Raw genomic sequence first — 12,127 nt, forward strand, 5'->3', positions numbered from 1 at the left:
CACCTCACCCTGTCCCTCTCCTTACAGGAGAGGGGACCCGCGCCACCTTCGGAATGCATCGGCCCGCTGTCGCATCGGAACGTGACGTCACTGCGCGCGCGACGATCCACCAAACTACCCACGCTCATTCGGCGGCGCCAGGAACCGCGCCGGGAACCGCGTCGAGCGCAGGCCCGCGCCGGCGCAGGCGGTCGAGGTAGAGGTAGACGACGGGGGTGGTGTAGAGGGTCAGGATCTGGCTCACGATGAGGCCGCCGACGATGGCGATGCCGAGGGGGCGGCGCAGCTCCGAGCCCTCCCCGCCCGCGAGGATGAGGGGGAGCGCGCCGAGCATGGCGGCCAGGGTTGTCATCATGATCGGGCGGAAGCGCAAGAGGCAGGCCTCGAAGATCGCGTCCCGGGGTTTCAGGCCGCGCGTCCGCTCCGCGTCGAGGGCGAAGTCGATCATCATGATGGCGTTCTTCTTCACGATGCCGATGAGCAGGAACACCGCAATGAGGGCGATGACCGTGAATTCGGTGCCCGAGACCAGGAGCGCCAGCAGGGCGCCGATGCCGGCCGACGGCAGGGTCGACAGGATGGTGAGCGGGTGGATGAAGCTCTCGTAGAGGATTCCCAGGATGGTGTAGACGGCGACCAGGGCGGCGAGGATCAGCAGGGGCTGGCGCGACGAGGATTCCTGGAAGCTCTTGGCGCCGCCGGCGAACTCGCCGTGGATGGTGGCGGGCAGGCGCAGGTCCGTCATGGTCTGCTCGATGATCCGGGTCGCGTCCGACAGGCTCTTTCCGGGGGCCAGGTTGAACGAGATCGTGGTGGCGACGAACAGGCCCTGGTGGCTCACCTGCACGGGGGCGTTGCCGGTCTCGATATGGGCGAAGGCCGAGAGCGGGATCATCGTCTCCTTGGCGGAGGAGACCGGGGCGCTCGACGAGGCGCCGCCCTTGCCGCCCGCGATGGCGTTGGCGGCGGCGTTGCGGGCCGAATCCCCCGCGAGGGCGGCGGCCGGGTCCGTCACGGCGGTGGTGCCGCTCGGGCCGGCATTGCCGGCCGGATTGGTGTTCACCGTGCCGCCCGCCGCGACCGTGCCGGCCACCGCGTTGGTGGTGGCCGAGCCGCGCGCCTTGCCGCCGGACGTCGAGACGAACAGCGTCTTCAGGGTGTCGGGACTCTGGAGGTAGCGCGGGGCGATCTCCATGACGACGTGGTACTGGTTCAGCGGGTTGTAGATCGTCGAGACCTGGCGCTGGCCGAAGGCGTCGTAGAGGGTGTTGTCGATCTTGTCCGGCGTCAGGCCGTAGCGGAACGCGGTGGCCCGGTCGATGACGAGGCGGGTCTCGAGGCCGCCCTCCTGTTGGTCCGAGGACACGTCGACGAAGGTCGGGTCCTTCTGCAGGGCCTGGAGCAGCTTCGGGGCGGCGGCGTAGAGCTCCTCCGCCGTGTCGCCCTGGAGGGTGTACTGGTAGGTGGCGAAGCTCTGGCGCCCGCCCATGCGCAGGTCCTGGCGTGGGAACAGGTAGAGCCGCGCCCCCGCCACCTGCGAGAGCTTGGGCCGCAGGCGGGTCATCACCTTCTCGATGGGGTCGCGCTCGGCCTTGGGCTTCAGGCCGACGAAGACGTTGGCCGAGTTGGTGGCGCGCCCGCCGGTGAAGCCGACGACGCTGTCCACCGCCGGGTCGGCCTGCACGATGGCGGTCGCCTGTTCGAGCTTCTGCTTCATCGCCTGGAACGAGATGCGCTGGTCGGCCTGGATGCCGCCCATCATCTGACCCGTGTCCTGCTCGGGAAAGAAGCCCTTCGGCACGATGACGTAGAGGTAGAAGTTGAGGCCCACGGTGGCGACGAGGCTGAGCACCACGAGGCGGCGGTGGCGCAGGGCGATGCGCAAGGTGCGCTCGTAGGCGGCGAGCATGCCGTCGAACCCGGCCTCCAGGCCGCGCAGGAAGACATTCGGCCGGCGCGCCGGGTCGTGCGTCTGGGGCTTGAGGAGCAGCGCGCACATCATCGGCGTGGTGGTCAGCGACAGCACCAGGGAGATGAGGATCGCCAGCGACAGGGTGACGGCGAATTCCTGGAACAGGCGCCCGACGATGCCGCCCATGAGCAAGATCGGCAGGAACACCGCCACCAGGGACAGGCTCATGGAGATGACGGTGAAGCCGACCTCGCGGGCGCCCAAGAGTGAAGCCTCCACCCGCGCCTTGCCCTGCTCGATGTGGCGCTGGATGTTCTCCAGCACCACGATGGCGTCGTCGACGACGAAGCCCGTGGCGATGATGAGCGCCATGAGCGAGAGGATGTTGAGGCTGTAATCCAGCAGGTACATGGCCGAGAAGGTGCCGACGATGGAGATCGGCACGGCGACCGCCGGGATCAGGGTCGCGCGACCCGAGCGCAGGAAGACGAAGACCACGAAGATCACCAGCACCACGGCGATGAGCAGGGTCTCCTCGGTCTCGGCGAGCGACGCCCGGATGGTGGCGCTGCGGTCGCCCGTCACCATGAGGTCGATGTCGCCGGGCAGCGCCGCCTGGACCTGGGGAATCGCCCTCTTCAGGCCGTTGATGGTGTCAACGACGTTGGAGCCGGGCTGCTTGTAGATGAACAGGATCACGCCCGGCTTGCCGTTGACGAGACCGAGGTTGCGCTTGTCCTCCACGGAATCCACGACCTTGCCGACATCGGTCAGGCGCACGGCGGCGCCGTTGCGGTAGGCCACGACGATGTCGCGGTAATCGGCCGCCACCCGGCCCTGGTCGTTGGCGTAGAGCTGGTAGCGCCGGGTGTCGGTCTCGATGGCGCCCTTGGGCGAATTGGCGTTGGCCGAGGCCAGCGCCGCGCGGATGCCCTCGAGGCCGATGCCGTAATTGAACAGGGCGGTGGGATCGAGCTCGACCCGCACCGCCGGCAGCGACGCGCCGCCGATGTCGACGTTGCCGACCCCGGGCAGCTGGGACATCTTCTGCTGCACCACCGTGGCGGCGGAATCGTAGAGCTGGCCCGGCGACAGGGTGTTCGAGGTCAGCGCCAGGATCAGGATCGGCGAATCGGCCGGGTTGAATTTGCGGTAGGTCGGGTTCTGGCGCAGCGCCGTCGGCAGGTCGGCCCGGGCCGCGTTGATGGCCGCCTGGACGTCGCGGGCGGCCCCGTCGATGTTCCGGTTGAGGCCGAACAGCAGGATGATCCTGACCGAGCCGACGGAACTCGTGGACGTCATCTCGTTGACGTCCGCGATGGCGCCGAGGCGCCGTTCGAGGGGCGCGGCCACCGTGGTCGCCATGGTCTCGGGGCTGGCCCCCGGCATCGACGCCTGGACGAGGATCACGGGGAAATCCACCTGCGGCAGGGGCGCCACCGGCAGCTTCAGGAACGCGAACATCCCGGCGAGCAGCACGCCGAGGGTGAGCAGGATCGTGGCGACGGGCCGGCGGATGAACGGGGCCGAGACGTTCACGGCAGCGCCTCGACGGGGCCGGCGCCGCCTTCGCGGCGGCCGGTGAGGCGGCGTTCCAGGCGGTCGAACGCGAGGTAGATCACCGGCGTGGTGAACAGGGTCAGGACCTGGGAGACGATGAGGCCGCCCGCGATGACGATGCCCAGCGGTTGGCGCAGTTCGGCGCCCACCCCCGTGCCGACGATGAGAGGTACCGCCGCGAACAGGGCAGCCAGGGTCGTCATCAGGATCGGCCGGAAGCGCAGGAGGCAGGCCTCGTAGATGGCGTCGCGGGGGCTCATCCCGTCCTCGCGCTCGGCCTGGAGCGCGAAGTCGATCATCATGATGGCGTTCTTCTTCACGATGCCGATGAGGAGCACGATGCCGATGACCGCGATGATGTCGAGCGACAGCCCGAACAGCATCAACCCCAGGAGCGCCCCGATGCCGGCGGAGGGCAGCGTCGACAGAATCGTGATCGGGTGGATGAAGCTCTCGTAGAGCACGCCGAGCACGATGTAGACGGTGACGATGGCGGCGATCACCAGGAACAGCTGGTTCGACAGGGCCGACTGGAACGCGAAGACCGAGCCCTGCGGCACCACGCGAAAACTCGGCGGCAGGTCGATGGCCTTGCCCGCCGCCTCCACCGCCGCCACGGCGTCGCCCAAAGCCGCGCCGGGCGCGAGATTGAACGACACGGTGGTGGCCGGGAACTGGCCGAGATGGGAGATGAGCAGCGGCGCCCGCCGCTCGCTCACCCGGGCGACCGCCGAGAGCGGGACCTGCCCCGAGGCCACCGTGGAGGACGGCAGGAAGATGTGGTCCAGGCTCTCGATGGTCCTGTGCAGGGCCGGGTCGGCTTCGAGGATCACCCGGTACTGGTTCGACTGGGTGAAGATCGTCGAGATGATGCGCTGGCCGAAGGCGTCGTAGAGGGCGTTGTCGACGGTGGCCGGGGTGATGCCGTAGCGCCCCGCCGTCGCCCGGTCGATGGTGATGTAGGCGGCGAGACCGCTGGCCTGGAGGTCGCTCGCGACATCCATGAGCAGGGGCGACGTCTGGAGTTGGCGCACGAAGCGCGGCACCCAGGTCTCGAACTCCGTGAGGTTCGGGTTCTCGAGGATCACCTGATACTGCGTCGCGCTCACCGCCGTGTCGATGGTGAGGTCCTGCACCGATTGCAGGTAGAGCCGGATGCCGGCGACCCCCGTGGTCGCGGCCTTGATCCGTTCGATGACTTGGCTCGCCGTGGATGTCCGCGCGGCGTGGGCCTTGAGGTTGATGAGGAACCGGCCCGAATTCAGGGTGACGTTCTGGCCGTCGACGCCGATGAACGACGACAGGCTGGCCACGTCCGGGTCCTGCAGGATGAGGGCGGCCAGCTTCTGCTGGCGCTCGGCCATGGCGGCGTACGAGACGGTCTGGTCGGCCTGGGTGATGCCCTGGACGACGCCCGTGTCCTGCACGGGGAAGAACCCCTTGGGGATGACCACGAACAGGTAGGCGGTGAGCGCCACCGTCGCGAGGGTCACCACCAGGGTCAGGCCCTGGTGGCGCAGGACCACGCGCAGCATCCGGCCGTAGCCGGCGATGATCCCGTCCATGGACCGGCGGGCCGTGCGGGCGACGAACCCCTCGCGGCGCTCGGCGTGCCCGGCCGGCACGGGCTTCAGCAGGCGCGCGCACAGCATCGGTACGAGAGTCAGCGAGACCACGGCCGAGATCACGATGGTGGCCGCGAGCGTGATGGCGAATTCGTGAAACAGGCGTCCGACCACGTCGCCCATGAACAGGAGCGGGATGAGGACGGCGATGAGCGAGACGGTCAGCGAGATGATGGTGAAGCCGATCTCGCGGCTGCCCTTGAGGGCCGCTTCGAGCGGCGGGTCGCCCTCCTCCACGTGGCGGGCGATGTTCTCGATGACCACGATGGCGTCGTCGACCACGAAGCCCGTCGCGATGGTGAGCGCCATGAGGGAGAGGTTGTCCAGCGAGAAGCCGTACAGGTCCATGATCGCCAGGGAGCCGATGAGGGAGAGCGGCACCGACAGGCTCGGGATCAGGGTGGCGGAGACGCTTCGCAGGAACAGGAAGATCACCAGCACCACGAGGCCGATGGCGAGCGCCAGCTCCACCTGCACGTCGTGCACGGAGGCGCGGATCGTCACCGTGCGGTCTGTCAGCACGCCGACGGTGATCGCCGCCGGCAGGGTCGCCTGGAGCTGGGGCAGGAGCTTCTGGATCTTGTCGACGGTGCTGATGACGTTGGCGCCGGGCTGGCGCTGGATGTTGAGGATCACCGCCGGGGTCTCGTCGGCCCAGGCGCCGAGCTTGGTGTTCTCCGGCCCCGAGACCACGTCGGCCACGTCCGAGAGCCGCACCGGGGCGCCGTTCTTGTAGGCGATGATCGCCGCGTCGTAGGCCTTCGGGTCGCGGATCTGGTCGTTGGCGTTGATGGCGTAGGACTGGGTCGGCCCGTCGATGGTGCCCTTCGGTGTGTTGACGTTGAGGTTGGTGATGGTGGTGCGCAGGTCGTCGATGTTGAGGCCGTATGCCGCCAAGGCGCGTGCGTTGAACCGCACCCGGATCGCCGGGCGCTGGCCGCCGCCGGTGCTCACGAGGCCGACGCCCGCCACCTGGGAGATCTTCTGGGCGAGGCGCGTCTCGGCCAGATCGCGCACCTCGGTGAGCGGCATGGTCTTCGACGTGAGCGCGAGCGTCAGGATCGGCGCGTCGGCGGGGTTCACCTTGGCGTAGATCGGCGGGGCCGGGAGATCCGCCGGCAGCAGGTTGCCGGCGGCGTTGATGGCGGCCTGGACCTGCTGCTCGGCGATGTCGAGGGGCAGGTCCAGGCTGAACTGCAGGGTGACGACGGAGGCGCCCGCCGAACTCTGCGACGTCATTTGGTTGAGGTTGGCGAGTTGGCCGAACTGCCGCTCCAGCGGCGCGGTGACCGCCGAGGTCATCACCTCGGGGCTGGCGCCGGGATAGAACGTCTGGATCTGGATCGTCGGGTAATCCACCGACGGCAGGGCCGAGACCGGCAGGTTCAGGTACGACACCATCCCGACCATCAGGATCGCCAGCATGAACAGCGTGGTGGCGACGGGCCGCAGGATGAACAGGCGGGACGGGTTCATGGGGCGAGCCCCACGCCGTCGAGGGAGCCGCCGACGGAACTCCCTCTCCTGGAAGGAGAGGGCTGGGGTGAGGTGTGTGACTTATCCGGAGCGTTCGCACATCGCACTCTGTCCCTCTCCTTCCAGGAGAGGGGACCCGTGCTGGCGGCGAACGCCGGAGTTAACGGCGAAGGTCCGCACCGGCCGAGAGGTGGCGAGCGGCCGGGCAACCTCATTGCGCGGCCGGGCGCTGGCGGCGGCGTTCGCGCGTCTGGCCCTCGGGGGCGACGGCATCGGCCTTCGCGGCCTCCGCCTTGGCGTCCTCGGGCTTGGCGTCCTCGAGCTTCGGACCGGCGGCACCGGGCGGGCGGGTGCCGTCGTCGGTGATCCGCACGCTCGCGCCATCGCGAAGCCGGTCGGTGCCGTCGACCACGACCCGGTCGCCGACGCCGAGGCCGGCCTTCACCACCGTGCGGGCGCCGTCGGCCTCGCCCAGGGTGATGGGGCGGACCACGACCTTGTCGTCGCCCTGCAGGAGGTAGACGTAGGTGCCGGGCGTGCCGCGCAGGATCGCGGCGGTGGGGACGATGGGGGCGTTCCGCACGGTGTCGACGGTCAGCTTGGCGTTGACGAACTGGTTCGGGAACAGGGCGTCGTCGGTGTTGTCGAACAGGGCGCGCAGCCGCACCGTGCCGGTGGTGGTGTCGATCTGGTTGTCCACGGTGTCGAGGGTGCCGGTGGCGAGCACGGTGGTGTCGCCGCGATCGTAGGCCGAGACCGTGAGCCTGTCGCCCGTGCGCACCCGGCGCATCACCTGGGCGACGTCGTCCTCGGGCAGGGTGAACACCACCGAGATCGGGTTGAGCTGGGTCACCACCACGAGACTGGTCGAGGCGGCGGTGATGTAGTTGCCCTGATCGACCTGGCGCAGGCCGACGCGGCCCGCCACGGGCGAGACGATGCGCGTGTAGGTGATGTTGAGCTTCTGCTGGTCCACCAGCGCCTGGTCGGCCGCCACCGTGCCCTCGTTCTGCTTGACCAGGGCGCCTTGCGTGTCGACGTTCTGCTTCGAGATCGAATCCTGCTGGGCGAGGCGCTGGAAGCGGGCGAGGTCGAGCTTCGAGTTCTGCAGCAGGGCCTGATCGCGCATGAGCTGGCCCTGGTACTGGGCGAGCTGGGCTTCGTAGATCCGCGAATCGATCTGGGCGAGGAAATCGCCCTTCTTCACCATCTGGCCCTCGCGGAAGCCGACCTCCATGAGGTAGCCGCTGATCTGCGAGCGCACGGTGACGTTGGCGAGGGGCGTCACCGTGCCGAGGCCGCCGAGCACGATGGGCACGTCGCCGGCCGCGATGGTGGCGATGCCGACCGCCTGGGCCGGCTCGCCATGGCGCCCGGAGCCCCGGCCGCCCTTGCCGCGCGGTCCGGCCGTCTCCGTCGTGCCCTCGGGCTTTTGCGCGAGGTAGTGCCGGTAGCCGTAATACCCGCCGCCCGCGAGGATCAGCAGCAGGACGAACCACAGCCAGCCGCGCCCGCCCCGCGTCGGCGCGGCCCGGGTCTCGGACGGGGGCGCGTAGTCCCGCGCGGTCTCGGTGCGGATCGGCGAATTCTCGTTCATGGCGTCACGGCATCGGCGGGCGAGGCGCCCTCGCGGACAGACTGGAGTGGATCTAAGCACGCGTCGCCCGGTCCGACAGAACGGGGCAACGTCGCACCCGGGCGGGGGCGGCGATCGACCTCGGCTCCGGAGGCTTCGGTTCCACGGCGGCGCAGCATGGTGCCCCTTCTGGCCGCCCAATACGACGCCAGTACGGCGTCCGCGTTTCCCCCGTGTTGCTGTCCGTCGCTCCTGTGGATCACGGCCGGTTCGCGGGGTCGTAGGCCCGCACCACCGCACGGTACTCCTCGTCCACCGGCGTCACCGGGACGAGGTGGCGAAGGCCCGCGCCCAGGAGGGCGGTGGCGAGGGCGAGGAGAAGACAGGTCCGGACGCGCATGGCCTCCCGTTCCTGCCACAGGCGCAGGGACCGGACACGGAAAAACCGCAGGACACGAAAAAAGGCCGTCGCTGGGGGCGCCGGCCTTTCTCGGGAAGTACAAACTCGGGAAGTCCGAGCTTGGGAAGTTCAAGTTCGGGACGTTCGACCTGATCGGGAAGAACGATCCGCTCGGGCAGAAAAGCCCGGGCGGACCCGCGTCTCTGAAGAAAGCTTCGTGGACCGGAGCGACCGCCGCCTTCCCGAAACGAGGGGGCGAAGTCCCGTGAGAGCCGCCGTCGCTCCGGCCATGACCGGAACCTACGTCACGGGTGATGAATGTCAACAATCGTCAGCCGTGAGCGCCCCTCCAACGCCCCCGGACGTGCGGAACCGCACATTTCACCCCGCGTGGGCGCCGTGCTACGCATCCGGCCTCCCGACGCCCGGGCGTCGTCGCACCCTCGCCTGCCGAACCGTATGAATCCCGTCTTCGCGAACCTGCCCACGACCGTCTTCACCGTGATGTCCGGCCTCGCCCGCGAATGTGGGGCGATCAACCTCGGCCAGGGCTTTCCCGACGATCCCGGCCCCGAGGACGTGCGCCGCAAGGCGGCCGAGGCGGTGATCGCGGGCGACAACCAGTATCCGCCGATGATGGGCCTCCCGGAGCTGCGCGCCGCCATCGCGACGCATTACCGGCACCATCAGGACCTCGACCTCGACCCGCAGACAGAGGTGATGGTGACCTCCGGCGCCACCGAGGCCCTGGCCGCCGCCCTGCTTTCCCTCATCGCACCCGGCGACGAGGTGGTGCTGTTCGCCCCCCTGTACGACGCCTACCTGCCCATGGTGCGCCAGGCCGGCGGCGTGCCGCGCATCGTCAACCTCAAGCCTCCGCATTTCCGGCTGGAGGAAGAGGCCCTGGCGGCGGTCTTCTCCGACCGGACGAAGCTCGTGGTGCTGAACAACCCCCTCAACCCCAGCGCCACGGTGTTCTCCCGCGAAAACCTCGCGCTCCTGGCGGGGTTCTGCACGCGCCACGACGTGATCGCGGTCTGCGACGAGGTGTGGGAGCACATCGTGTTCGACGGCGCGGCGCACGCCCCGCTCATGGCGCAGCCCGGCATGCGCGACCGCACGGTGAAGATCGGCTCGGCCGGCAAGATCTTCGGGCTCACGGGCTGGAAGGTCGGCTTCGTCATGGCCGCACCGCCGCTCCTGCGGGTGGTGGCGGGGGCGCACCAGTTCCTCACCTTCACCACCCCGCCCTGCCTGCAGGTGGCGGTGGCCTACGGCTTGGGCAAATCCGACGACTATTTCACCCGGATGCGCGAACGCTTCGCCCGCTCGCGGGACCGCCTCGGCGCCGGGCTGACGGAGCGCGGCTTCACCGTGCTGCCCTCGGCCGGCACCTACTTCCTCAACGTCGACATCGCGCCGCTCGGCTTCACCGACGACGTGGCGTTCTGCGAGGATCTGGTGCGCACCCACGGCGTCGCGGCGATTCCCGTGAGCGCGTTCTACGATGCCGACCCGGTGCGCCACATCGTGCGCCTGTGCTTCGCCAAGTCCGATGCGACCCTCGACGCCGCCCTCGACCGCCTCGGGCAGGTGTCCCGGAGGGCCGCCTGATGGGGCCGGTGCTTGCGGGGGCGCGCGGCCGGGGCCACATCCCGGGTCATGAGCACACCGCGCATTCCCGGCCGCCCGACCACGGACTTTTCCCGAGAGGCCGGTGCGGCGACACCGTTCCGGCCGCAGGCCGACGACCGCGAGGCGACGCTCCTGCGCCTCGAGGCGCTGGCGCACCTCATGGATTCGGCCTTCCTGATTCCGGGGATCAACCGCCGGGTCGGCCTCGACGCCATCGTGGGCCTCGTGCCGATCATCGGCGATGTCGCCGGCATGGTCATCGCCTCCTACGTGGTCAACGAGGCGCGCCGGCTCGGGGCGCCGCGCTGGCTCGTCGCCCGGATGATGGCGAACGTGGTGTTCGACGGGGCGCTCGGCATCGTCCCGCTGGCCGGCGACCTGTTCGATGCGGCCTTCAAGGCAAACCGCCGCAACGTCGCCCTGCTGCGCCGCCACCTCGAGAAGACCGGCGGCCTGCGCCCCAACGAGATCGAGGGGACGGCGGTGCGAATCGACGGCTGAGCGCTTTGCACACCGGGGATCACCGATGAATCAGGTCGCCGTTCCCCGGATGGCCGTGCCCGCCGCCCTCCCCCGCACGGGCTGGCTCTCGCCCCTGGCGCGGCGGCGGCTCGCCAATTTCCGCCGCAACCGCCTCGGTTTCTGGTCGTTCGTGATCTTCGCGGCCCTGTTCGGCACGAGTCTGTTCGCGGAGTTCATCGCCAACGACCGGCCCCTCGTCGTGTCCTACAAGGGCGAGATCCTGTTTCCCGTCATCATCGAATACCCGGACGAGAAGTTCGGCGGGTTCTATGCCCGGCCGAACTACCGCTCGGCCGAGACCCGGAAGGAGATCGCCGACAACGGCTGGGCGATCTGGCCGCCGATCCCGTATGCCTACGACACCATCATCGACGGGCTGCCGACCCCCTCGCCCTCGCCGCCGACCTGGATGCTGACGGAGCAGCAGTGCCAGTCCGTCGGCAAGCCGTGCGCGGCGCTCGAAAAGCACTGGCTCGGCACCGACAACACCACTCGCGACGTGCTGGCCCGGATCATCTACGGCTTTCGCATCTCGGTGCTGTTCGGGCTCATCCTGGCGCTGATCTCGTCGGTGATCGGCGTGATCGCCGGCGCCGTGCAGGGCTATTTCGGCGGCTGGGTCGATCTCGCCCTGCAGCGCTTCATCGAGGTGTGGAGCGGCATCCCTACCCTCTACCTCATCATCATCATCTCGGCCTTCATCGAGCCCGGCTTCTTCGTGCTGCTCGGCATTCTGCTGCTGTTCTCCTGGGTGTCCCTGGTGGGCGTGGTGCGGGCCGAGTTCCTGCGGGCGCGCAACTTCGAGTACGTGCGCGCCGCCCGCGCCCTCGGGCTGTCGAACATCCGCATCATGAGCCGGCACCTGCTGCCCAACGCCATGGTGGCGACCCTGACCTTCCTGCCGTTCATCCTCAACGGCTCCATCGGCACCCTGACCTCCCTGGACTTCCTCGGCTTCGGCCTGCCCCCGGGCTCGGCGTCGCTCGGCGAGCTGCTGGCGCAGGGCAAGGACAACATCCAGGCGCCGTGGCTCGGGCTCACGGGCTTCCTCGTGGTGGCGGTGATGCTGAGTCTTCTCGTCTTCGCCGGCGAGGCCGTGCGCGACGCCTTCGATCCCCGCAAGTCCTTCGCCTGACAAATCCTTCGTCCGACAAATCCCTCGCCTGACAAGTCCTTCGCCTGACAAGTCCTTCGCCTGATCCGGCCGCCGCGCCATCGGGGACACCGAGGGCGGTCCCCACGCGCCCGCCGAGGTTCGGGGTCCTAAGTTCAATTCGGCATCCGGAACGGATCGACCCGGACCGGCAGGAGCTCACCTTGGGCCGGACAATCAATTTATAAGTTTTTTGCGTCATCCTGACTGTCCTACACGCGAGTGCCGGTCTCGATCGCATGTTCCTGAGCACCCCATCGGACGTCTG

Annotated in this window: 7 protein-coding genes; 3 read left to right on the top strand and 4 right to left on the bottom strand. The window is 69.0% G+C overall.

The features are described from left to right. Positions 1 to 124: 124 nt before the first annotated feature. The 4 genes from ASF52_RS08150 to ASF52_RS22935 all read right to left on the bottom strand — a co-directional run bounded on the left by ASF52_RS08150 (position 125) and on the right by ASF52_RS22935 (position 8,549). Positions 125 to 3,451: an efflux RND transporter permease subunit gene (locus tag ASF52_RS08150; protein WP_056170374.1), complete on the bottom strand. Its 3,327-nt coding sequence runs from the start codon at positions 3,449 to 3,451 to the stop codon at positions 125 to 127. Then, a complete protein-coding gene (locus ASF52_RS08155; protein WP_056170377.1) occupies positions 3,448 to 6,573 on the bottom strand; it encodes an MdtB/MuxB family multidrug efflux RND transporter permease subunit in 3,126 nt (1,041 codons plus the stop codon). Before ASF52_RS08155 ends, ASF52_RS08150 begins: the two co-directional genes overlap by 4 nt. 211 nt (positions 6,574 to 6,784) lie before the next feature. Beyond that, positions 6,785 to 8,170, bottom strand: a complete 1,386-nt coding sequence (locus ASF52_RS08160; protein WP_056170381.1) for an MdtA/MuxA family multidrug efflux RND transporter periplasmic adaptor subunit — start codon at positions 8,168 to 8,170, stop codon at positions 6,785 to 6,787. 238 nt (positions 8,171 to 8,408) lie between these two features. Further along, on the bottom strand, positions 8,409 to 8,549 hold the full coding sequence (locus ASF52_RS22935) for a hypothetical protein (RefSeq protein WP_200918734.1): 141 nt from the start codon (positions 8,547 to 8,549) through the stop codon (positions 8,409 to 8,411). Positions 8,550 to 9,008: 459 nt separating this feature from the next. Here ASF52_RS22935 and ASF52_RS08165 point away from each other — a divergent pair, with 459 nt between their 5' ends. Genes ASF52_RS08165 through ASF52_RS08175 form a run of 3 tightly spaced genes read left to right on the top strand, consistent with a single transcriptional unit; the run spans position 9,009 to position 11,841 of the window. Continuing rightward, on the top strand, positions 9,009 to 10,163 hold the full coding sequence (locus tag ASF52_RS08165) for an aminotransferase (RefSeq protein WP_056170384.1): 1,155 nt from the start codon (positions 9,009 to 9,011) through the stop codon (positions 10,161 to 10,163). A 48-nt stretch (positions 10,164 to 10,211) separates the two neighbouring features. Beyond that, complete coding sequence (locus ASF52_RS08170; protein WP_056170740.1) at positions 10,212 to 10,685, top strand: DUF4112 domain-containing protein; 474 nt, start codon at positions 10,212 to 10,214, stop codon at positions 10,683 to 10,685. A gap of 25 nt (positions 10,686 to 10,710) precedes the next feature. Beyond that, a complete protein-coding gene (locus tag ASF52_RS08175) occupies positions 10,711 to 11,841 on the top strand; it encodes an ABC transporter permease (RefSeq protein WP_056170386.1) in 1,131 nt (376 codons plus the stop codon). Positions 11,842 to 12,127 lie beyond the last annotated feature (286 nt).

Source organism: Methylobacterium sp. Leaf112, assembly GCF_001423295.1.
Taxonomy (GTDB): domain Bacteria; phylum Pseudomonadota; class Alphaproteobacteria; order Rhizobiales; family Beijerinckiaceae; genus Methylobacterium.